Source organism: Novosphingobium aromaticivorans DSM 12444 (genome assembly GCF_000013325.1).
GTDB classification, from domain to species: domain Bacteria; phylum Pseudomonadota; class Alphaproteobacteria; order Sphingomonadales; family Sphingomonadaceae; genus Novosphingobium; species Novosphingobium aromaticivorans.
In genome coordinates this window covers 2,333,132-2,354,522 of sequence record NC_007794.1, presented here as the reverse complement: position 1 = coordinate 2,354,522, position 21,391 = coordinate 2,333,132, and the positions used below count along the sequence as shown (strand labels likewise).

Annotated in this window: 16 protein-coding genes and 2 pseudogenes; 11 read left to right on the top strand and 7 right to left on the bottom strand. The window is 61.9% G+C overall.

All coding sequences use genetic code 11. The features are described 5' to 3' along the window. Positions 1-9: 9 nt before the first annotated feature. Positions 10-666, bottom strand: a complete 657-nt coding sequence (locus tag SARO_RS11120; protein WP_011445854.1) for a lytic transglycosylase domain-containing protein — start codon at positions 664-666, stop codon at positions 10-12. A 124-nt stretch (positions 667-790) separates the two neighbouring features. On the opposite strand from SARO_RS11120, the gene SARO_RS11115 reads away from it, so the two are divergent. The 4 genes from SARO_RS11115 (at position 791) to SARO_RS11100 (ending at position 7,202) form a co-directional block, all read left to right on the top strand. Next, on the top strand, positions 791-1,687 hold the full coding sequence (locus tag SARO_RS11115) for a DUF7146 domain-containing protein (RefSeq protein ID WP_041550302.1): 897 nt from the start codon (positions 791-793) through the stop codon (positions 1,685-1,687). Between the two features lie 75 nt (positions 1,688-1,762). Then, a complete protein-coding gene (locus tag SARO_RS11110; protein ID WP_011445852.1) occupies positions 1,763-6,004 on the top strand; it encodes a strawberry notch family protein in 4,242 nt (1,413 codons plus the stop codon). A gap of 53 nt (positions 6,005-6,057) precedes the next feature. Next, positions 6,058-6,471, top strand: a complete 414-nt coding sequence (locus SARO_RS11105) for an MbcA/ParS/Xre antitoxin family protein (protein WP_041550301.1) — start codon at positions 6,058-6,060, stop codon at positions 6,469-6,471. Continuing rightward, the gene (locus tag SARO_RS11100; RefSeq protein WP_041550300.1) at positions 6,468-7,202 is read left to right on the top strand and encodes an RES family NAD+ phosphorylase; all 735 of its coding nucleotides are present in this window, start codon (positions 6,468-6,470) and stop codon (positions 7,200-7,202) included. Before SARO_RS11105 ends, SARO_RS11100 begins: the two co-directional genes overlap by 4 nt. A gap of 65 nt (positions 7,203-7,267) precedes the next feature. Here SARO_RS11100 and SARO_RS11095 read toward each other — a convergent pair whose 3' ends face one another. Next, positions 7,268-7,915: a DUF6933 domain-containing protein gene (locus tag SARO_RS11095; protein WP_011445850.1), complete on the bottom strand. Its 648-nt coding sequence runs from the start codon at positions 7,913-7,915 to the stop codon at positions 7,268-7,270. A 50-nt stretch (positions 7,916-7,965) separates the two neighbouring features. Next, positions 7,966-8,994, bottom strand: a complete 1,029-nt coding sequence (locus SARO_RS11090) for a hypothetical protein (protein WP_011445849.1) — start codon at positions 8,992-8,994, stop codon at positions 7,966-7,968. 408 nt (positions 8,995-9,402) lie between these two features. Here SARO_RS11090 and SARO_RS11085 point away from each other — a divergent pair, with 408 nt between their 5' ends. Continuing rightward, on the top strand, positions 9,403-9,726 hold the full coding sequence (locus SARO_RS11085) for a helix-turn-helix domain-containing protein (protein ID WP_011445848.1): 324 nt from the start codon (positions 9,403-9,405) through the stop codon (positions 9,724-9,726). After that, positions 9,716-10,564, top strand: a complete 849-nt coding sequence (locus SARO_RS11080) for an ImmA/IrrE family metallo-endopeptidase (protein ID WP_011445847.1) — start codon at positions 9,716-9,718, stop codon at positions 10,562-10,564. Before SARO_RS11085 ends, SARO_RS11080 begins: the two co-directional genes overlap by 11 nt. A 251-nt stretch (positions 10,565-10,815) precedes the next feature. Here SARO_RS11080 and SARO_RS11075 read toward each other — a convergent pair whose 3' ends face one another. From SARO_RS11075 to SARO_RS11060, 4 genes are read right to left on the bottom strand one after another with little or no spacing between them, the layout of a single operon-like run. After that, positions 10,816-12,063: a hypothetical protein gene (locus tag SARO_RS11075; protein WP_011445846.1), complete on the bottom strand. Its 1,248-nt coding sequence runs from the start codon at positions 12,061-12,063 to the stop codon at positions 10,816-10,818. Positions 12,064-12,065: 2 nt separating this feature from the next. Further along, positions 12,066-13,103 (bottom strand): DNA-processing protein DprA, encoded by a 1,038-nt coding sequence (locus SARO_RS11070; protein WP_011445845.1) that lies wholly within the window; start codon positions 13,101-13,103, stop codon positions 12,066-12,068. A gap of 2 nt (positions 13,104-13,105) precedes the next feature. Then, entirely contained in the window at positions 13,106-13,759 is a 654-nt protein-coding gene (locus SARO_RS11065; protein ID WP_011445844.1) for a hypothetical protein, read from the bottom strand. Next, complete coding sequence (locus SARO_RS11060; protein ID WP_011445843.1) at positions 13,752-14,639, bottom strand: DNA-processing protein DprA; 888 nt, start codon at positions 14,637-14,639, stop codon at positions 13,752-13,754. The genes SARO_RS11065 and SARO_RS11060 overlap by 8 nt, the downstream gene beginning before the upstream one ends. Before the next feature lie 418 nt (positions 14,640-15,057). On the opposite strand from SARO_RS11060, the gene SARO_RS11055 reads away from it, so the two are divergent. The 5 genes and pseudogenes from SARO_RS11055 to SARO_RS11035 all read left to right on the top strand — a co-directional run bounded on the left by SARO_RS11055 (position 15,058) and on the right by SARO_RS11035 (position 21,167). Then, the gene (locus tag SARO_RS11055) at positions 15,058-17,046 is read left to right on the top strand and encodes a ParB/RepB/Spo0J family partition protein (protein ID WP_011445842.1); all 1,989 of its coding nucleotides are present in this window, start codon (positions 15,058-15,060) and stop codon (positions 17,044-17,046) included. 167 nt (positions 17,047-17,213) lie between these two features. Beyond that, positions 17,214-17,600: pseudogene (locus SARO_RS11050) on the top strand (ArdC-like ssDNA-binding domain-containing protein); the annotation flags it as partial. Positions 17,601-18,241: 641 nt separating this feature from the next. Next, positions 18,242-20,143, top strand: coding sequence for a reverse transcriptase domain-containing protein (locus tag SARO_RS11045; RefSeq protein ID WP_010890906.1), 1,902 nt, complete (start codon positions 18,242-18,244; stop codon positions 20,141-20,143). A 38-nt stretch (positions 20,144-20,181) separates the two neighbouring features. Continuing rightward, positions 20,182-20,733, top strand: a pseudogene (locus SARO_RS11040) (zincin-like metallopeptidase domain-containing protein); the annotation flags it as partial. 11 nt (positions 20,734-20,744) lie between these two features. Then, a complete protein-coding gene (locus SARO_RS11035) occupies positions 20,745-21,167 on the top strand; it encodes a hypothetical protein (RefSeq protein WP_011445840.1) in 423 nt (140 codons plus the stop codon). The last annotated feature ends 224 nt before the right edge of the window (positions 21,168-21,391 follow it).

Below are 21,391 nucleotides of genomic sequence, written 5' to 3'. Positions count from 1 at the left end.
TGTCGATCTTTAGAAACGCCATTGTCGAAGGACCTCTTGGACATATCCGGGCGTCTCGCCATTCCGGGGAATGCCGCCTGCGCGTTCCACTGCGCCGGGACCCGCATTGTAGGCAGCCACCGCGAGGTGAACCACGCCGAACCTGTCGAGCATCTGCCGCAGATACCGCGCCGCGCCGAAGATGTTGGCCATAGGATCGAAGCGATTGAGGACCCCGAGTTCTTTTGCCGTGGTTGGCATCAGCTGTCCAAGACCTGCTGCGCCTGCAGGGCTGACGGCGAAGGGGTTATATCGAGATTCTGTCCATACGAGCGCATCGAGCAGGCCCGCGGGCAATGAGTACTTCGCTTCCGCCGCATAGATGTGGGGAAGGTAGCTTGCTCGCCTGAAGTCGGACGGGCCACGTGTGGCCTTGGGTTCGTATCTGTATGGCAGGTTCACCCGGCCATTTTGTGGAACAATGAGACCAGATGCCGGGCCGGCATGACGGGATGACCACAGCCCATGCTCGACCAGCTGGAAGCCGTTCGACGTTTCAGCAATCCGGATGCCTTCGGAGTGGCTGGCGGGGGCTTCGATTGTGGCTGGCGCGGGCAAATCCTGGGCTCTGGCGGAGGTAGCAGAGGTGATCGCGATGCCTGCGACCAAGATAGCTTTCATTGTCATTTTTCGATCCTTCCATAGCCGAATCGAGTGAGAACATATATAGAACAAGCGGCGTAGGAAATTGGTTTGGCGCGAGTGCAGAGTGGAGGCTGCACGGGGAGGGCACCTCAACTGGAGTACGTCGATGCCCCCGTTAGACAAACCTCATCAACTCGAACGCCGCGCCCGCGCGATCGTCGAAAGCCTTCAGGGTACATGGAGTCGGGGCAAAGGCATGTGCTGCTGCCCGGCGCATGATGACCGAACTCCCTCTTTGAGCGTGACACTGGGAAGAAAGGCGATCCTGTTTCATTGCTTCGCGGGATGCTCGAACGAGGAGGTCATAGCGGCACTGGACCGCCAGGGTGTTCGCAGCCGTGACCTGTTCGATGGCTCTAGTGCCGTGGTCGCTGATCGACAGGAAAATAGGGCCTTCGATTCCAACGCGCGGCGTTTGTGGCAATCGGCGACGGCGATCTCCGACAGCCCTGCCGAAGGATACCTCGCACAGCGCGGGATCCTGCGTGCCTCTGATCAGCTCCGTTACCTCGAGCGCACGCCGCTCGGACCATGTGGCGCGGTCCAGTTCCTCCCTGCAATGTTGGCGGCCGTCACGACTGACATCGGCATAATAGCGGTGCACAGGACGTTTATTGATACTGCGAGCGGCAAGTTGGCGGGTTTCGAGCGTCCCAAGCGTGCGCTGGGACGCCTCAGCTGTGGTGCTGTCAGACTTGCCCCGCCAGCCGCGGGCCGGTTGGGCCTTGCCGAAGGTATCGAAAGCGCCCTGTCAGCCATGCAGCTGTTTGGGATTCCTTGCTGGGCAACGCTCGGGAACGAGCGGTTCGGCCTCGTCGCGATTCCCGAGAGTGTGCGCGAGCTCCACTTGTTCATCGACAATGATCCGGGGGGCGAGCTCGCGGATCAGCGCGCACGAAAGGCCTATTCTGCATCAGGCCGTGTGATCCACTTGCGAGCACCAGCGTCGACCGGTCTCGACTGGAACGATGAACTCAAGGCAAGGCTCGCTCGGCAAACCTGATCAGCGAGCCAGAGGGGAGGGGGCCTTCGGCTGATTGTGGCCTGCGAGACGCAGGACCTCGTCAGGAGGTTTTCCATGTCCAACTCTTCCCTCGCTTTCGCATTCGATCCACCATCGCCGCCGCTTGTCGTGACAGCAGCCAATGCAATGGCGCTGCAATTGGCAGCAGGCAGCGCGCTTTCGCGCAGCGACATCAACCGCATCATGACGGACCACTTCGGCGGAACCGATGCACTCGGGGCATGGTCAGTCCGTGATGCTCACGCTGCGCTCGAGCTGGCGCAGGTTCAACACCTGCAAGCATCAGATCAAGTCCAGCCCACGAGCCCGATCGACGAGGCGGAACAGTTCTTCTGCGGTCTCGATGCCCGAATTCCGACCCAGACCAATCGCAGCGACGAGCAGATCGAATGGCAGCAATTCGCGACGCCGCCGCGCCTTGCCTGGCTCGCTGCCCGGGCTTGTGCGATGGGTGGAGATGAGCTCGCGCTCGAACCTTCGGCCGGTACCGGCATGCTCGCAGTCTGGGCTGTCAAAGCCGGTGCGCGCCTTGCCTTGAACGAAATCTCGCCGCTGCGCCGCGACTGTCTGACTGCTGTGTTCCCGGCTGCCCGCGTGACCGGACATGATGCCGAGCTGATCGACGAACTGCTCGATCCGGCCATCAGCCCCAGCGTCGTTCTGATGAACCCTCCCTATTCCCACGGCATTGAGCGAGGGCACGATAGTCGCGCTGGCTCGCGCCATCTGCGGTCGGCCTGGAACCGTCTGGCGTCCGGGGGGCGGCTTGTCGCGATCATGCCTGAATGGTTCGACTGTGCGAAGTTCCTGGCGTGGCTGAAGGGACCGATCTCGCTGCGGCTCAATGCCGCCGTCGAACGCGCGTTCGTCAAACAGGGCACCGGCATCACCACGCGGCTGTTGGTCTTCGACAAGGTGGAAGGCTCCAATGAGCCTGTCGCTATCCGCACAAACGACTTTCGCCAGCTGGTCGATATTGTCGATGCCTTGCCGGATCGCGCCATCTTGGATGCCGTTCCCGAGCAATCGAGCCTCCCGGCTCGTGCGCCGTTTCGCCTGGTGGCGGTGCCGCGCAGGCCGCTGCCGACACCAGCCAGGATCACGCCCCCAGCCTCCGCCATCGGGTCGCTCACCTATCAGTCGCTCGAAACCCCTGCGCGGCTTGCCCCTCAGGTTGGCCACTATCTGCCCTACCGCCCGAGCAGGATCGTCATCGATGGCGCGGCCGAGCATCCGACGCCCCTCGTTGAGTCAGTCGCAATGGGGTCGATCGCTGCACCCAAGCCGGACGCGGTGCCGCAGCTGCCTGACGGACTTATCGCCAAAGGGTTGCTATCGAATGCCCAGGCAGAGACCCTGATCTACGCCGCCAGCGCTCACGGCCGCGATCTTCCCGGCCGGTTCGAGCCCGAGGACAAGGGCTGTTCGCTCAAGGCTTCGGCGGAAGGACATACCTACCGGCAGGGCTATTTCCTTGGGGATGGCACCGGCGCTGGTAAAGGCCGCCAGGTCGCAAGCGTCATTCTCGATCGCTGGGTGCACGGCGAACGCCGCCATATCTGGATTTCGAAGAACGAGGCGTTGCTCGAAGATGCCCGGCGCGACTGGGCTGCGCTTGGCGGCCTCCCGATCGACATCCAACCTCTGGCGTCCTGGAAACTCGGCACCTCCATCGCGATGCGCGACGGGATTCTCTTCGTCACTTATCCAACCCTGCGTTCAGGCCGGAGCGACGCAACGCGGCTTGACCAGATCCTCGCCTGGGCCGGTGAAGACTTCGACGGCGTGATCGTGTTCGACGAAGCGCACGCCATGGCCAACGCCGCTGGCGGCGAAGGATCGCGGGGCAAGGTCAAGGGATCGGAACAGGGTATCGCTGGCGTCCGCCTGCAGAACCTCCTGCCCCGGGCAAGGGTGCTCTACGCTTCGGCAACTGGTGCGTCCGACGTCAACAACCTCGCCTATGCGACCCGCCTCGGGCTCTGGGGTCCGGAGACCGCTTTCGCCAATCGCGAGACTTTCGTTGCCGACATTCGCGACGGCGGCATCGCCGCGATGGAGCTGGTCGCGCGAGATCTCAAATCGCTTGGCCTCTACACCGCGCGTGCGCTCTCCTTTGCAGGCGTCGAATATGAGATCCTCGAGCATTGCCTGACCGAAGATCAGATCGCGGTCTACGATGCCTATGCAGAAGCCTGGGCGATCATCCACGCCAACCTGCGCGACGCGCTGGAGGCCACGCGAATTGTCGACAGCGAGACCGGGGGCACGCTCAACTCGGGCGCCAAGTCCGCAGCTTTGTCGATCTTTGAGGGAACCAAGCAGCGCTTCTTCGCGCAGCTGCTTCTGTCGATGAAGCTCCCGAGCTTGCTGCTTGCGATCGATACGGCGATTGCCGACGGTCACGCTGTTGTCGTCCAGCTGGTGTCGACGGCAGAAGCCATGCTCAACCGCCGGCTTGCCGACCTGTCTGACGAGGAGCGGGAAGCTCTCGAGATCGACCTGTCCCCTCGGGAATATGTGATCGACTATCTCGCCAAGAGCTTTCCTGTTCGCCTGATGGCAGTGTTCACCGACGAAAACGGTAATCCTCGCTCCGAGCCGATGAGTGATGAGCAAGGCGCACCGGTGCTCTGCCGCTCCGCACTTGCCGCGCGCGACCGGATGATTGAGCAGCTCTGCGCCTTGCCGCCCATCGCCACTGCACTTGATGCCATCATCGAACGCTTCGGCGTTGATCAGGTGGCGGAAGTCACTGGCCGGACGCGTCGGCTGATCGTCGGCCGCGACGGTCGCCAGAAACTCCAATCCCGCTCGCCGCGCGCCAATGTCGCCGAGACCCAGGCCTTCATGGACGGCGCGAAGCGCATCCTGGTGTTCTCCGATGCCGGAGGAACGGGGCGCAGCTACCATGCTGATCTGGCCGCGAAGAACCAGGCCCGCCGCGTCCACTTCCTGCTCGAGCCGGGCTGGCGGGCTGACGCCGCAATCCAGGGGCTCGGCCGGACCAATCGCACCAATCAGGCATCGGCCCCGCTGTTCAGGCCCGTGACGACAGATGTGCGCGGCGAGCGCCGCTTCATCTCGACAATCGCGCGACGACTCGACAGCCTCGGCGCTCTGACCCGCGGGCAGCGCCAGACCGGCGGGCAAAATCTGTTCGATCCTGCCGACAATCTCGAAAGCATCTACGCCAAGGAAGCGCTCCATCGCTGGTTCGGCCTCTTGTTCACCGGCAAGCTCGAGGCGGTCAGCCTTGAGCGCTTCCAAGAGCTGACAGGCCTTTGGATCGAAGCGCCTGACGGGTCGATGGTCGATGACCTGCCGTCGATCCAGCGGTGGTTCAATCGCATCCTGGCGCTTCCCATTGCCCTGCAGAACGCGATCTTCGATGAGTTCATGGGGCTGGTCGAAGCGCGCATCGATGCCGCCCGGCAGGCCGGCACGCTCGATCTCGGCCTCGAGACGATTGCAGTCGAGGATTTCACGGTCCTGTCCGACACGCTGCTGCGCACCGATCCGGCATCGGGCGCGACGACCCATCTCCTCGAACTGGAAATCGCCAGGGCCCTGAAGCCGCTCACGCTGACGCGGCTCGAGGAGCTTCACGGCCTCGCTGGGCAGCGGCAGCGCCCGGTTCGTAATGCCCGCTCTGGTCGGGTCGCCTTGCTGGTGCCCGCCCGCAGTATTCTTGCTGATGACGGCAAACGCGTTTCCCGCTTCGAACTGCTGCGGCCCTTGAAGCGCAGTCACATCACCGAGGACCAGCTCGCTGAGAGCAGCTGGGAGGCAATTTCCGTCGACGCTTTCCGCCAAGCTTGGGCGGCCGAAGTTGAGGAAGCGCGGACCAGCCATAAGCGCGAGCGCCTATATCTTGCGGCGGGCCTTCTGCTGCCGGTCTGGGACAAGCTGCCTTCGGACTTCGTTAGGGTCAGTCGCATCTCAGCGGCGGATGGCCGGTCGCTCCTTGGCCGGGAGGTTCCTCTCCATTGTGTTCCGGACCTGTGCCGGACGCTGGGTCTGGAACGCGAGCAAACGCTTTCCGCCGACGACATCGTCCAGACCGTCCTGGCGACGGGCCGAGCCATGGAATTCGCGGGACGCGAGCAGCTCATGGTCAAACGCAGCCTGGTCAATGGCTCACAGCGAATTGAGCTTACGGGATGGAGTGCTGGTCGGCTCGACTGGTACAAAGCCCAAGGCTGCTTTACCGAGATCATCCGCTATCAGACCCGGCTTTTCGTGCCGATCGAAGGCGCAGTGAGCGTGATTGCCAGACTGGCATCATCAGCATAGTTCCTTGCCAAATGGCATTATCTTGAATATATGCTGCCATATGGAGATCTGCTATGTTGGCTCTGCAACCCGTTGATACTGCCGTTACCGCCTTCCGGCCCGATCCAATTACCCAGGACGAGGCAGCTGCCATGTTCCGAGCAGCCATCAACCTGTTCGCCAAATGGGAACTGACCGATGAGCAGGCGGCAACCCTGCTCGACATGCCGGTACGTTCCTATCGGCGATGGAAGGCAGAAGGCCCGGGGCGCGTCTCGCGCGATGGTCGCGCTCGGCTCTCCAACCTCATGGGCATCCACAAGGCGCTTCGGATAATCTTCTCGGAGGCGGCCCGTGGTTATGGATGGATCAGGGCAGCCAACGACGCGTTCGGTGGATTCAGCGCTCTCGAGGTGATGCTCGGGGGCGAACTCACCGACATCATGCGGGTGCGTCGCTACCTCGACGCCGAACGTGGCGGCTGGTGAGCGGAGCGGCGGATATCGCGGTTTCTCGAGTTGAGTGGAAGGGCGCTGTTCGGATCATCCGCAGTGCCTTTCCACCGATCGACCTGTTCGAGGACATCGCTGATCCTGCCGACTGGCCGCTGCTGATCTCGGCAGAGCAGAAGACCAATCCCCGCATCATGGCGACGATTGGCAATCTGGATTTGGTCCCTGTCGACCGCCGCGTCGGCGGCAACGGCGCTTCCTATCTCATGGCGCCGTTCACCCATGTCAGCACCGACCGGCCAAGCCGGTTTACGGATGGCAGCTACGGCGTGCTCTACGTCGGGGACCGGTTTGAAACCGCACTTTTCGAGACGATCCACCACCATGCCCGCTTCATGGCACGGACAAAGGAACCGCCTGGCTGGACCTCGCAGTTCCGGGAGATTGTCATGTCAGTCGATGCAGACCTCCATGATCTTAGATCGGCAGCTGCGGAACCGACCCCGATGCTGGACCCTGAGAGCTACGCTGCATCTCAAGCTCTAGCTGCCAATCTCAGGGGCGCAGAATCCGACGGCATTGTCTACCCAAGCATTCGGCATCCTGGCGGGGAGTGCGTTGCACTCTTCTACCCGGACTGCGCGTCAAACCCCTTGCAGGGGCGCCACCTCGATTATCATTGGGATGGGGAGCGCGTTGACCTTGTCCGCGATGCAGGATCTGGGGCTGTTTTCCGGATCGTCGATTTGCCGCCCGATCCTGTCTGACCGCATGAGTGGGGCTTCCGGCCGAGAGCTGTCGGTTCTCCGAGCACGGGGTCCAGCCAGAAGGCTCATGCCTGCGCACCAGCCTTCACGAGCTCATGAAGCGCTCTGTCTGGCGAAACTGGCCCCTTGTACAGCGGGCTACAAGGTGTCTCGGCCAGCTTAGCCGAAATCACCAGAAGGTCGTCGTCATCGCCCTTTTCATAGGCATAGGCGGCCAGCCAGAATTCGGCCTGCTTAACGAACTCATTGAGGATGCCTACGACGCTCCGGTTTGCCGTCTTGGCGTACTGGACCTTGTCCATTCGCCAGACTTCTTGCGCGATGAATTCAGAAGGGACGCCGTGCTCCTTCAGAACCAGCGCCAATTGTGCAGTAAATCTTCGAGCGAGCGTGGTCGCTGGGGCCAGCGGCATAAGCACAGGAAGCAGCGTCCGTTCGGAAACCAGCAAAGCCACTTGCGGCTTCCAGAGTAAGGCCGTGGCATACCAGCTGCCCAGTGCGGTATCGCTTGGCCCCGGCTCAACGATTTCCGGTTTAATCCGATCAAGCAGCTTCTTGGTGCAATGGAGGTGGAACATCGCGGCGAAGGATAGTGTTCGACGTCCAGCGCGTCCACCGAAGCTGCCGGCTTCGCTGCGAAAATGGCAAGAACCGCCAACAAAGCGCTCATTGAGCAGCCGTAGCTTGTTCGTTGATAGCTGTCCTTCGTTCATGCGAAACTCAAGAACTGGACCAACTCACAGACCGAAGGAGCCACCTCTTATCAGCGGAACAACCTTCGTCCACGACGCCCAAGCCCTCGCTCGTCCAGCCCCTTCTGGATCAATGCCAGGAGGCGGTCCCTCCAATCGTCGGAGTGGATGATCCGATCGAAGTGGGCATCGCGGTCGCGAAGCAGTTCGAGGCGGGAGCGCTGCGAAATGATAGGCCAATCCTCGTAGAGGACGTAAACTGCATTTCCGTATTTGAGGTTCTCGAACACCACCAGGTCGTCGGCGAACTGAGCTCCGAAATAGGAGCCGAAGCCGCCTTGCCCGCGAATATATGCGGTGGGGTTCAGCCGCTCGAAAAGACGCACACGGTCGCGGACATGCTTGTCGAAGTCCGGTGCGTTGCGCGGGTCCACTGGTTGTTGCGCCAGCCGCTCGATCACCTCGTCTATCGTGCCCGGCGGGAAGATTTGCCAGTCGAGGGTAATGGTGGCGATGTAGTCGTCCCGCGTGGCGTCGGCCGCGAAAACCCCCGTTACACCCGTGTTCTCCTGAAGAGCATTTATGGACCACAGTAGCATCAGATCGAACTCGCTTTCAGCCCGCTCCAGGTAAGGGGTCAGGGTGAATTTGATGGCGACGTAATCACCGCCCCCGTCTTGCAGCACCTCCGGTTGGATCAGCATCCCCTGCGGTTCGAACACCTGATGCTGATAGACCTCACGATCCCATGTATGCATGTGGGTGCCGTATGTGCCTGCGTCCCCAAAATTCGGCGTCTCGAATACATAGGTTTTCGTGACCATCGGCCAGTCGGTTCGCTTCCGATCCCACCCGTGGGCATTACGCTCCGACCATTTACCGGCATCTGCGGGAGGCATTACCGGCCCGTCGATGATTATGGCGCCGTCCGCTGCCCGCAATCCGATGTGGGCGTACTCGCCCCGTTCGATGTCTGCGCGAGCAATCCTCTTCGTGGCCGCAATCACAATAAGATCGCCCTCAACTTCTTCGAGCGCGTTCAGAACGTGCGGGGGAACCTTGCGGTAGTTCCTCTTCCACCGAAATGTACGGAAGGCCATTTCGCATTGTCTCCTGAAAAGGAAGCGCCGCCCGGGTGAGCGGGCGGCACTGAATGCTTATTTCTCGTGGGTAGTGGTGTTCGGGCTCCGCTTGCCGTGCGCGGAGGTTACAAAGCGCCCGGAGATCGCACTGCGATACGCACCGCCGGTGCTTCCGCTCTTGCCGCTCGCTTCGTGGACCGTGGTGCTCGGGCTGCGTTTCCCGTGTGCCGAGGTCACGTAGCGTCCACTGATTGCGCTGCGGTAGTGCCCACCGCCACTTTTACCTTTTGCCATAATTAAGGCTCCTTGTGCTCGTGGCAGGTGAGTTCGCTACTGCCATACGAGGTGTATGGTGACTACGAGTTCGCTTGTCAAGCATAAGGAGTCAGGTTATCGCCGAACTTCCCTAACAGCACCGGAGGACAGATGCCATCCCTGCTCGGCACCAAGATTAATGAACTTCGTCGGGAACGCGGGCTCACGCTTGAACAGCTTGCGCAAGCGACCGACAGCTCAAAGAGCTATATGTGGGAGATCGAAAATAAGGACGTTGCCCGCCCATCTGCCGAGAAACTTGAGAGGATTGCGAACGCTTTAGGTGTCACGTCCGCGTTCCTGATTGACGCCTCGCAGGTCAAGCCGACCGAGGATGTGGAAGACACAGCATTCTTTCATCGATTTCAGAAAGCCGATCCCGATGTGAAGGCGAAGCTCAAGCGGATTCTGGACGTGCTGGACGATGAGGAGTGATCCCACTACCCCAAGCGCGTGGGCCAATACCCTCGTGACGATGTGGGGGCCGCGGTTCCCGGTAGATGTGCGGCAAATCGCGCTCGAATACTCCAAGCGTTTCAGCGATCCCGTCCTGGACATCATTGAAGCGCCGGTGCCGAGCTTCGAGGGCGCGCTTGCTCCGCTCAAAAAGCGTGGCGGGTGGGCCATCCTGTATAATCCGGGCATCCGCTCGGCAGGGCGGATTAATTACACCCTCGGGCACGAATGGGGACATTACCTGTGTCACCGCCAGCAATCGCCCGCTGGATTCGAGTGTGGTGAGAGCGACGTGCTGGGCGGATCGCGGCAGCAGGAGCGGGAGGCAGATAAGTTCGCATCCTATCTGTTGATGCCGCTCACCGATTTCCGAGCCCAAGTAGGTAAACAGCGCATGACTCTGGACCTCTTGAAGCACTGCGCTGATCGCTATGATGTATCGCTGACGGCCGCTGCGTTAAAGTGGCTGGAAAGCACCGGTCTGTGCGCCGCCGTTGTGGTCGCCACCAACGGCTTCGTGTTGTGGGGCCGCCGGAGTGCAGCAGCGGGCCGCGCTCGCATCTTTTTCCCATCCGGCATGGAATTGCCGCGAGGGTCTCTCGCCGCAGGAAGCGGTGGCTCATCTCCCCCGCCCGAGGGGCAGGACCTGCCGCCGGGCGTCTGGTGGAACCGGCCGGTGCGCGAAGTCGCAATTTTTGCTGACCATTACGAAATGACAATCTCGTTGCTTATCTTTGAGGACCACGGCGTGTTGCCCGACGGCTGGGAAGACGATGAGGTCGAGGACACGGTTGATCGCTTTGCGCTGAGGAAATAGACAGCGATCGCCGACTTTGCTGTCTGCCCGCTCCAGAGCGCCCAAGCAGCAATAGCCGACATTGGGAGCGCACCTGTGTTTCCGGCACATCCACGACAAAACCGTCATAGAGCGTCAATCATGGCACTCCGCGTCATCGATCACAGCAAAAAGCGTGAGGGTGACAACTTACGTTAGCCGAGTGACGTTCAGAGGGAAGGGACCGAGAGGGCAAAGGCGTTTCTGATCGTTTTCCAGTGAAAACGCCTGCTTCATATATCGGCGGGCCAAGCCCAGCTGAAGTAGCGATTATAGACGTCGGCGAGGTCAGTCGGCGCAGCATGCGAGCTGATCGCGCTCGAATACCAGTGCGTTGTGGTCGCGATCGGTGTCGGGAAGGTTTGCGCGATGTAGGGATTGAACGGGCCGAAGGCTGGTGACACGGCGCGATAGTCCTTATTGATCGTCTTGAGCCAGCTCACGCAGACCGTTTGCGCTCCTGCGGCCCTCAGATAGGCCCGCGCACCCTCGAAGCTGTTACCCTCGGTGCAGATATCATCGATAACGAGGACACGCTTGCCGCCGCGCGCGGGCGGCGACTTATAGGGTTTGCCGCCCACGCCGCGGACGGGTGCCGGGTTGAGCCGGATCGTGTTGAGCTGATTGTCGAGGCCCACGCTTCCCCCTGAGGCCCGCGCGGTCTGCGATTTCACCGCTTTGGTGTGACGGAGAATGAGGTCGGGCAGATAGCTCTTGCGCAGTGACTGCCCCAGGATGTTAAGCGCCTCACTGATCACCGTCGCGTTGGAAGTAGGCGCGTGCCCGGGATAGGCGGTGATATAGTCGATCTCGTCAGCGAGACCTGAAAAATAGATGCGCGCCGCGAGCAGACGGCCCCAGAAATTCGCATCACCGGCACCGTGTTTCGAGGTCGCCTTGGCGTTTTCAGAATAGGCATGCGCTTGTGCGTAGCGCGGCGAGAGCGTTGTGAAAGGCGCGAGCGCATAGACCCGCAGATCGCTCTGTTCGAGCGCCCAGAACCAGCCGTCGAGGCCCAGACAGAGGCAATCGACGAAGCGCGCGACGTCGCGTGGAGAGTCGAATTGAAAGCCGTAGGGGCTCGCCACTCCGTGCCACATGACGTTCACAAACATCAGGCCGCCATTGGCAGCGGTCTTCATATCGTCGGTTGTGTTGCCGACATAAAGGACCTCATTCCGCTGCCAGCCCTTGTCGGAGAGGATATGCGCGGTGGAATCGGCGCGTGGCTTATAAGGCATCCCGTTTTGGCCGCCGATATAATAGCTGATCGGACCGAGCCGCTCTTCGAGCAGGGTCCGGAACGGCTTCGACTGGCCGGGACTGGTGACCGTCCAGTCATGGTTGCCAATGAAAACCGGTTCGACACCCCGCGCCTTGAGATAGCGCAGCAGCCGCAGCGTTTCCTCAAACAGCGGCGCGTTGATCGTGCCCTTGGTCACGAGCACATCGTGCAGCGAAAAGATCGCCCCCTTGAGCACGGCTAGCTATCCCCAAATAGCGAAAGTTGGCCCAACTGAGCGGGTGAAGACTTGCCGATCGCCGACCGGACGAAGGCGTCGAACCGTCCCTGGTCGTGCGGTACGGTGAAGATTTCGCCGGTCGGAAGCCCCATGCCACGCTCCAGCACTACGCGCTCGTCCGGCCACTCAGGCAAGCGCAGGCAGGCAATAGGCCGCCCAAGCGCGGTCGCGAAGCGGACCGTATGGGCCGTGCCGCTGCGGCGATTCCATTCGGCTGGGATCAGGATCCGGCCGAGCGCCGCCTGGAGCCGGTTGCGCTGGACGAAATTCTCGGCGCTGTAGGACGCTGTTGGTAGATACTCGCTGACGATCGCGCCGCCGGTCGCCAGAATATGATCGCGCAGTCGACCTGAGCCCTTGGGATAGTCTTCGAGCATGCCGGTGCCCAGCACCGCGATCGTCGGCACGCCAGCGCGTAGCGAGTGTTCATGCGCCAGCTGATCGATGCCGGCCGCGAGGCCACTGACGGTCGGTACACCCCATTCGCCGAGACAAGCGCCCACATAGCGTGACAGGAAGAAGCCGTCGGCGCTGGGCTTGCGGGTACCGACGACCGCAATGGACGGCTCGGCAAGGCGCTCGACGCTGCCCTGCACGAAAAGCCAGTGCGGCGGACGTTCAAGGTCGAGCAAGGCGGAGGGAAAGCCGGGCGACCCCCGAAAGAGCAGACCGATGCCGAGCGCTTCGAGATGCTCGGCCAGGCGGTCACCCTGTTCAAGCGCATGCCCGCGAACCCGCGACCAGTGCCGCTCTGAGATGGCCTTGCCGTCGCTGCCTGCAGGGTTGGACGCCTCTGGCCCATATTCGAGCGCATCGCTGAACGATCTTTTGTCGTCGGCCATGGCGAACAGGGTTTTCTGACCAATGCCCCGCACCGTCGCGAGAGCGAGAAAGGCACGCTCCTCGTCGATCGTGCCCGCGCTCGGCGGAGTGAGCGCGGTCGCCGCATGGACGTCGCTGATACGGTCTGGCGGTCCGTCGTGGCTTGGTCGATCCATGCTCACAGGCCTCCAAAGGCAAGTGGATCCTCGGGAAAGACCCGCCGCGCGACGAAGAGGCCGATGATCGGAACATTCGGGAATCGGGCCGCAAGCACGGTGTGCATGGCCCGGTAATGGGTTCCGGCTGTCAAGACATCGTCGACGATACCGATTGCCTGCGGTGCCGGGGCGGCAATGGTTTCGTCGATCGAGTAGAGATCGAGCAGGTCTTCGACGGTGACGCGGTCACCTTGTCCTGCTTCGTGCGACGCGGTGGTCGAGGCAGCCTGACGGACGAGCGCGCGCACGTCGGGCGCAGGCTGGCGCATCAGCCGGCAGATGCGCTCCATGCGATCATCATATTCCGGGTGATCTGTTGCCTTCGACCCGGGCACGGGCACGAGGGTAGCACTGCCGAGCCACGCCGGGTTAAGCGCGGCGCCGAGCGCGCGGCCGCACGTGCCGATCGCTTGGCCCTTGTACCAATAATGTGGCTGGTCGGCTTGGCTGGGCTTCTTCTTGAGATTGCTGATCAGCTGGTTGGTGGCGCTGAAGGAATAGTCGCGGTGCGAGGTATATTCGTAGAGATAGTAGCACCGATCCTCGGCCGTCAGGTGATAATGATCCCCGCGGCTCGTCTCATCGATCTGCGAGAGCCGGACACCGTCAACCAAGGGCGCTCCAGATGTCGTCGGGCGTCTTCACGCGCACTGCACCTTCGGCTTCGAAGCGGGCTGGCCACGTGATGTCCGTCCGCTGAAAGCAATTGTCGAGAATGAAGAGCTTGCGGCCCTGATGGAGCGCGGCGCGCGCCTGGGTCAGCGTGCCCGACGTATCGCCAGCCTCGACGATGATCGTGCCCTCGGTGAGAGCGCTCATCGTGACATTGCGCTCGGGGAAGAAAAGGCGGTTATGCTGGGGTGCTTGCTTGGCGTAGCGAAGAACCGGCACCTGCGAGATCAGCAGATGATCGCGGGCGATCTCCTCTTGCAGATCGGCATTCTCCTTGGGGTAGCAGGATCCAAGCGGCGTCCCGATCACGGAAATGGTGCGTCCACCGCGCGCGATCGCGCCGCGATGGGCAGCCGAATCGACGCCCTTGGCAAGGCCAGAGACGACCGTGAAATCGCGATCGACGAGTTCGCGCGCAAGCCGCTCGGCGCGACGGATACCGTCGGGCGAGGCCTCGCGGCTTCCGACGACGGCCACGCACCGGGTTTCGGTGATCTCCCAGGCGCCGCGATAATAGAGAAGCTCGACTGGGTGGCGCGCGTCGCGCAGCTTTGCGGGATAGTCACCGGCATGATGGATGCGGACGCCAAACTGATGGACACCGGCCTTCTTGAGCTTTGCCATCACCTCGGCCGCGCACTGCTCGGCAAGCTGGGCGGGCACGAAGTCGGACGGAAGCGCTTCGGCATCGAGCGCAAAGCGATCGGCCAGGGTTTTGAAGGTCGCCCCCTTTTCGAGCCACAGGGCCTCATAGGCGCCGAGCTCTCGGCGCGGCGAGATTGGCGCCAGCGCTGGCCCTGAATCGTTTAGGGCGAGACGCATGCTTATGCGGCCCTTGCGTCGGTTGAATATATGTGTCCCATCCAGGCTTGTCCTTCCCCTCGGTGCCAGCCTCGGCTTGACAGATGTGAAGCCAAGGACGTGCTAAGGCAAGTGAAACGTCCGCGCGCTGCTCCAGGTGCCGCGACACGAGACGAAGCGTCCTCAACAGCCGCTCAATAATGTTCTCTATTCGTTCCAAAGTCAAGGTGGGGCTTGGTCGAGCAAGTCCCTTCGCATCGGTTGGATCCATGCGAGATGAAGATGACGATCGAGAAAGGAAACGGTGGGAGGACGCTGAGGAGGAGCGCCACTAGGCGGATCTGCTACGACCGCATGAGAGTGGAGTGGGCTTTGCCCTGATTGAGCCATTTGGGCGTCGATGGTCGATGCACAAGGCTCACAATCAGGAGTGTGTCCGATGATCAAGTCGATCCCGCTGAACAAGCTCGTCCAGTCTCCCCGCAATGTCCGCCGTCACACTGACCCGGCAGCAGATGCTGAACTTAAGGCCAGCATCGCTGCCCATGGGCTGCTGCAGAATCTCATTGTCCGGCCTGCCGCGAAGGGCAAATTCGAGGTCGAAGCCGGCGAGCGCCGCCGCCGCGTAATGCTGGCGCTCACGGATGAAAAGATCCTCGCGCGTGATCACGAAGTCACGTGCCTCGTGCTCGCGGACAGCGCTGAAGCGGCCGTCGAGACCAGCCTCGCGGAAAACTTCCACCGCCTCGCCATGAACCCGGCCGACGAAGCCCAGGCCTTTGCGGCGCTCGTGGCAGGCGGTGCGACCGTCGAGGACGTTGCTCGCCGCTTCGGTCTGACCATTCGCTTCGTTGATGGCCGGCTGCGTCTCGCGAACCTTGCGCCTGTGGTGTTTGAGGCACTGGCATCCGGGGAAATCACCCTCGATATCGCCAAGGCCTTCGGCGCGACCTCGGACCAGGACATCCAGGCCCGTGTCTTCGAGCAGGTTTCCTCGGCCTACTACGCACCCAATCCTGACAGCATCCGGCGCATGGTCCTCTCGGGCACTGTCCGGGGCAGCGATCCGCGCGCCCGTCTCGTTGGCCGCGATGCCTACATTGCCGCGGGCGGCCGGATCGAGCGTGAACTGTTCGACAACGACGACAGCGAATCCTGGGTCGATTTTGCGCTGCTCGAAAGCCTTGCCGCCGCGAAGATGGAAGAGCAGGCCAAAGCTCTCGCCGCCGAGCAGGGTCTTGCCTGGGTCAAGCCGACGCTCGATCCCTATGCCAGCCACGATCTGGTCGAAGGGCTGGTCCGGCTTCCTGCCGAACAGGCGCCATTGACCGACGCAGAATTGGCGAGGCTCGACGAACTCGATGCCTCCTATGACGAGCATGCGGCGATCCTCGAGGATGAGGACAGTGCCGAGGAGGCGGTGGCAGCCGCCGAAGCGGCGATCGAGGCGATAGAACGCGAATGCCAGGAAATCCGAGCTCGCCCGCCCGTCATCGCAGCTGACCTCAAGGCCGAAGCAGGTATGATCCTGGTGCTATCGCGCGATGGCACGCCGGTTCTCCAGCCGGTGTTCTATGGCGAGCGTCAGGCTGAACCCGCAGAACCCGATGACGGGATCGAAGTCGTTGCAGGCGAAGAAGGTTCGGACAGGCGTCGGACCACCTTGTCGAAACGTCTGGTTGACGAACTTGCGATGCAGCGCCGCGATGTTCTGGCACTTCACGTTGCATCCGATCCCGGGCTGGCGCTCGACATCATGATCTCCACCCTCGCCGATGCCGATACCCACGATTGGTGGGCGCGCCCTTCGACCACGCTACGCGCGCCAGTTCCGGCAGGCCCGATCATCGGCTTCGAAGCCAAGGATGCGCCGGCGAGCAGCGCGCTTGCTGAGTTCAGATCCGGCCTCGACGAAAGCTGGCGTGCCGGTTCCGAAGCGACGTCCCGCTTCGATCTCTTCCGTGCGCTGCCCGATGACAGCCGCGCGGCCTGGCTGGGCTATGTCGTCGCCCGTTCGCTCGAGGCAAGCCTCAACATGGCGGGAGAGCGTCAGCTGCCGTTCCAGGACCATCTCGGCAGCCTGATCGGTATCGACATGGCGCAGTGGTGGCGACCGACAGCAGCCAACTACTTCGACCGGGTATCGAAGCAGGTGATCCTCGACGCGCTGACCGATGTCGGCGGCATCGAGCTCTCCTCGCGCTTTGCCTCGGTCAAAAAAGGTGATCTCGCGATGAGCGCCGAGCGCGTCTTCGCCGGCACCTACATCACCGAGGTCGAGGTCCGCGAAAAGGCCCTGGCCTGGGTGCCTGAGGTCATGCGGTTTGCCTCCGCTGCCCCGGAGGCTGGCGAAGCCGAGATCGACGCAAGCGACGCTGAGCCTGGTGTCGACGGCGAAACTCATACCCCCCACGAGCTGGCCGCCTGACCTCCTCCTGACAGGCTCGGCCACTCGCACCTCGAGAAGCGGTCCTTCGGCTCACGCCGTAGGGCCGCTTCCTTTTTGGGAGAAGAGCAGAGGGGGCTCGGGACCCTGTGGCACTGACCGGCGAACCCGTCGCCGATTGTCCAGATGCCGCAATCAGGAGAACCATCATGGCCTATCGCAAGGAGCAGGGCGGCGGCCTGTCGCCCGCCACCCGTATCACCCAGGAAATCATCGCCCGTCTGGAAGCGGGCACGAAGCCGTGGATCAAGCCGTGGCGCGGTGTCCCGGTCTCCCGGCCCTTGCGGGCCTGCGGGATCCCGTACCGCGGCATGAATGTCTTCTGGCTCTGGATGGTCGCCGACATGTGCGGCTACGCCTCGCCATTTTGGATGACCTACAACCAGGCAAAATCGCTCGGAGCCCAAGTCCGCAAGGGCGAGAAGTCGACCATCGCGATCTTCTACAAGAGCTACACCAAAGAGGTGGAAGCCCCCGATACCGGCGAAAAGACTGACGAAGCCCGCAGGGTGCTCAAGGCCTATCCGGTCTTCAACGGTGCGCCGTAACGGCGGAAATTAAGGAGTGCTATCATGGATAGTTGATCTTGCTGGCTATAGATCATGCCCACTGGACTAACCTCGGCCAGAAATGGCTGCGATCCCGAAAGGGACGGGGAACAATAGCATGTTCAGAAAAGGTCCCGAAACGCCAAAGCCATTTGAGGCGCGAGGGATCAGGGCAAGACGTGTATGGTGAAAGCTATACTGCCTGAACCCCAGTTTGCAGCGGCTGATAACGTGGCGATGTCGCAGAATGGTTGACGCGGCATATCGGAGAGACGGAGGAAAGGGCGTTGAGTTCCTCCACAGCGAGCGGGACTTCCGCGAGCGCGCCAGCCTCTCTGACGCACCCTCTATAGGGAGGGGTAAGTGAACGAACGGGGCACCTAACCACGTCGTATCTCCAATTTCCGTAATTACGGGATGCCCTGAAGCAGGCGCTGGGAAGACCAGCGACCTGTATGGGCACGGAGCCGCCATATTACTCAAATGCCCGGTGTAATGGCCGGGACAGCCGCCGAGCAATCGGCGGACGGTCGGCAGTATAAGCTCGGGGTGACCCGGGCGAAAGCCTAACCGACCGGGGGAAGGGCGGCAGCGACTGCGATCAGACGACCTCAAAAGGAGGTGTGCTAATGCTGCCAGATACCATTGAGAGGGCCGTCAGATCACTCCCGACCGTCATCAGGTCGGGTCGGAAGGTCAATGGCCTCTATCGCCTGCTGAAAAGCCCGCTCCTCTGGGAGCATGCCTACCAGCGGATCGCCCCGAATAAAGGGGCGATGACGCCCGGAGTTGATGGTCAGACATTCGACGGCTTCTCGCCCGACAAGGTCAGGTCCATCATCGAACGGCTTGCGAACGGGACCTATCGACCTCAACCGGCAAGACGGGTGTATATCCCGAAAGCCAATGGCCAGAAACGGCCACTTGGCGTGCCGACCACGGAAGACAAGTTGGTCCAGGAAGTGGTGCGGACGATCCTCGAGCAAATCTATGAGCCGCTGTTTTCCAGACACTCTCATGGGTTCCGCCCGAAACGTTCATGCCACACGGCGTTGGAATCGATCCGCGCCATCTGGACCGGGGTGAAATGGCTGATCGACGTCGATGTTGTCGGGTTCTTCGACAACATCGATCATGATGTCCTCGTATCCCTGCTCGAAAAACGGATTGCGGATCGTCGCTTCGTGCGGCTCATCCGGGGTCTACTCAAGGCCGGGTATGTCGAAGACTGGGTCTTTCACAAGACCTACAGCGGAACGCCCCAAGGCGGGGTCGTCTCCCCGATGCTGGCGAACATCTACCTGCATGAACTGGATATGTTCATGCAGGCCAAGATGGCTGGCTTCGACAAAGGGAAGCAGCGATCACCATCCCCTGATGCCCGGCGCATCAGGAACCGCCTGTCCTATGTCCGCCGCACAGTGGATCAACTTCGCGCCAAAGGGCGCGGCGACGATCCCAGAGTCACTTCCTTCTTGGAAGAGATCGGTCGGCTCAAGGCGGAACGGCTTGCCGTTCCGGCCAGCGACGCCTTTGATCCGAACTACAGGAGACTGCGCTACTGCCGATACGCCGACGACTTCATCATCGGCGTCACTGGTAGCAAATCGGAAGCACGACAAATCATGGAGGAGGTCAGGACCTACCTGTCCGATCACCTGAAGTTGGCCGTGTCCGCCGAGAAAAGCGGAATCCACAAGGCTTCGGATGGGGCACGGTTCCTCGGATACGAAGTCCGGACCATGACCAATCCCAATCCGCACAAGGCGATCTTCGATGGTCGTCCGGCAGTGCGGCGAGGCTTGGCCGACCGGATGAAACTTCTGGTGCCAAGGGACCGCGTCGTGCGGTTCGTCAACTCAAAGGAATGGGGCGACTACGACAGCTTCAGACCTGTTGGGAGGGCGGCCTTGCGCTTCGCAAGCGATGTGGAAATCGTCCTAGCCTATAACGCCGAATGGCGCGGCTTTGCGAACTATTATGCCATTGCTGACGACGTGAAACGCAAGCTGAACAAGGCAGGTTACTTCGCCTTGCTCTCATGCGTGAAAACCATCGCCGGAAAGCACAGGACATCGGCTCGCAGAGTCTTCGCCAAACTGCGTCGCGGTACGGACTTCTATATCAGCTACGAGGTGGGAGACACCACCCGGACAATAAAACTGTGGCAGTTGAAGGACCTCCAGCGACACACGCGCACCTGGGGCGGGATCGATATCCCTTCCTCAGCAAAGTTCGTGTTCAGCAGGACAGAGCTGGTCGAGCGGCTCAACGCCCGCGAATGCGAGCGTTGCGGTAGCAATGACCAACCTTGTGAGGTTCATCACGTCCGCAGGATCGGCGAATTGCAGCATGCCGGGTTCAGTCGCCATATGGCGGCCGCCCGTCAGCGTAAACGCATGGTCTTGTGCTCCCGCTGCCACAACGATGTCCATGCCGGACAGCCGACCGACCGCCAACGGCGGACAGCACGCAGTCGTGGAGAGCCGAATGCGCTGAAAGGTGCACGTTCGGTTCGGAGGGGGGCCTAGCGATGTTCTCTCCGAGACATTGCGGGCCTACCCTACCCGATCAGGTCGACGGTCTGCCCGAGCGCTTCCATCCGGCTGCAACGCTGGAGCTCGTCGAGCCTGAAGGACGCGAGGCCGAACTCGACGCCTTCTTCGCCGCCATACCTGTCAATCTGCGCCACCAGGGCTGCGAGGCTTATTACGAACCGACTGCGGATCGTGTCACGATGCCGCCGACGAGCCTGTTTTCCGGCTTCGACCACTACTATGCCACGCTCGCCCACGAGCTGTCGCACTGGACCGGCCATGCCAGCCGTCTGGGGCGTGATCTCAAGAACCGCTTTGGCACGGCGGCTTATGCCGCCGAAGAACTGGTCGCGGAACTCTCCAGCGCGGTGCTGGGCACCGAGCTGGGGCTGCCGGTCGCGCACCTCGACAGCCACGCAAGCTATATCGAGCATTGGCTCAAGCTTCTGAAAGACGATGACCGCGCCATCCTGACCGCTGCGGCCAAGGCCGAAGAAGCTTCGAGCCTGCTCCTGAAGCTCGGCGGGAGGATCATTCCTGAGCAGTTTGACGATGCGTCAGACGAAGCTGCGCTAGCGGCCTGAGGGAGGATGTCATGGGCCGATCGGTAAGCTATCCCCGCGGCGCTATCGTCGCCTTCACAGTGCTCGATGTCGAAAGCGACGACGAGTGGGAATTCGAGTATGAATGGCTGCGTGCCGATCTGTGCGAGCGGGCCGCCAAAGCCTTCCCGTCGTTGATCCCGCATGACGGATGGCGCGGCCGGGAGGACCGGATCCTCATGCGCAATGCCTATGCGGATTTCGGCGTGTCGGTCTATGGCGGGCTGGTGGCTGTCTGGATCGCCGAACGCGATGACGGGGCCTATTGGGACGCCGATTGGCGCACGGCCCGGTCGCCGCGGGCGCGGCGCTGGCTGTCCCAGATCGCATCCCGCTTCGATGCCATGTTCGGCGACTATGATTGCCTCGGACACATGTCGAACGGCGAGGGAGTCTATACCAAGCGCGCAGCTTGAGGCCTGTGAGTTGGTTGGTCGCGGCGCTGGGTTGCCATCCCTGGCTGGGCTTCGCCAGCCGGTCTTGGTCTGTCGCCATGCGAGAGAGGCCCTGGGCCAGCCGCCAGTCTTGCGCAACCCGGCTTGGGCGGGCCCGTGTTGGCCTTCGCCCTTCGGGCTCAAGGCCTGCCCGCGCCAGCCCGCCAAGCCGGGTTCCCCCTGACGGGTGCGCAAGCCTGCCTGAA

Coding starts and splice junctions, on each gene's coding strand:
- SARO_RS11080 (WP_011445847.1), top strand. CDS start 9,716: ATGAGGAGTGATCCCACTACCCCAAGCGCGTGGGCCAATACCCTCGTG.
- SARO_RS11035 (WP_011445840.1), top strand. CDS start 20,745: ATGGGCCGATCGGTAAGCTATCCCCGCGGCGCTATCGTCGCCTTCACA.
- SARO_RS11090 (WP_011445849.1), bottom strand. CDS start 8,994: ATGGCCTTCCGTACATTTCGGTGGAAGAGGAACTACCGCAAGGTTCCC.
- SARO_RS11115 (WP_041550302.1), top strand. CDS start 791: ATGCCCCCGTTAGACAAACCTCATCAACTCGAACGCCGCGCCCGCGCG.
- SARO_RS11055 (WP_011445842.1), top strand. CDS start 15,058: ATGATCAAGTCGATCCCGCTGAACAAGCTCGTCCAGTCTCCCCGCAAT.
- SARO_RS11110 (WP_011445852.1), top strand. CDS start 1,763: ATGTCCAACTCTTCCCTCGCTTTCGCATTCGATCCACCATCGCCGCCG.
- SARO_RS11105 (WP_041550301.1), top strand. CDS start 6,058: ATGTTGGCTCTGCAACCCGTTGATACTGCCGTTACCGCCTTCCGGCCC.
- SARO_RS11085 (WP_011445848.1), top strand. CDS start 9,403: ATGCCATCCCTGCTCGGCACCAAGATTAATGAACTTCGTCGGGAACGC.
- SARO_RS11095 (WP_011445850.1), bottom strand. CDS start 7,915: ATGAACGAAGGACAGCTATCAACGAACAAGCTACGGCTGCTCAATGAG.
- SARO_RS11060 (WP_011445843.1), bottom strand. CDS start 14,639: ATGCGTCTCGCCCTAAACGATTCAGGGCCAGCGCTGGCGCCAATCTCG.
- SARO_RS11120 (WP_011445854.1), bottom strand. CDS start 666: ATGACAATGAAAGCTATCTTGGTCGCAGGCATCGCGATCACCTCTGCT.
- SARO_RS11045 (WP_010890906.1), top strand. CDS start 18,242: ATGCTGCCAGATACCATTGAGAGGGCCGTCAGATCACTCCCGACCGTC.
- SARO_RS11070 (WP_011445845.1), bottom strand. CDS start 13,103: ATGGATCGACCAAGCCACGACGGACCGCCAGACCGTATCAGCGACGTC.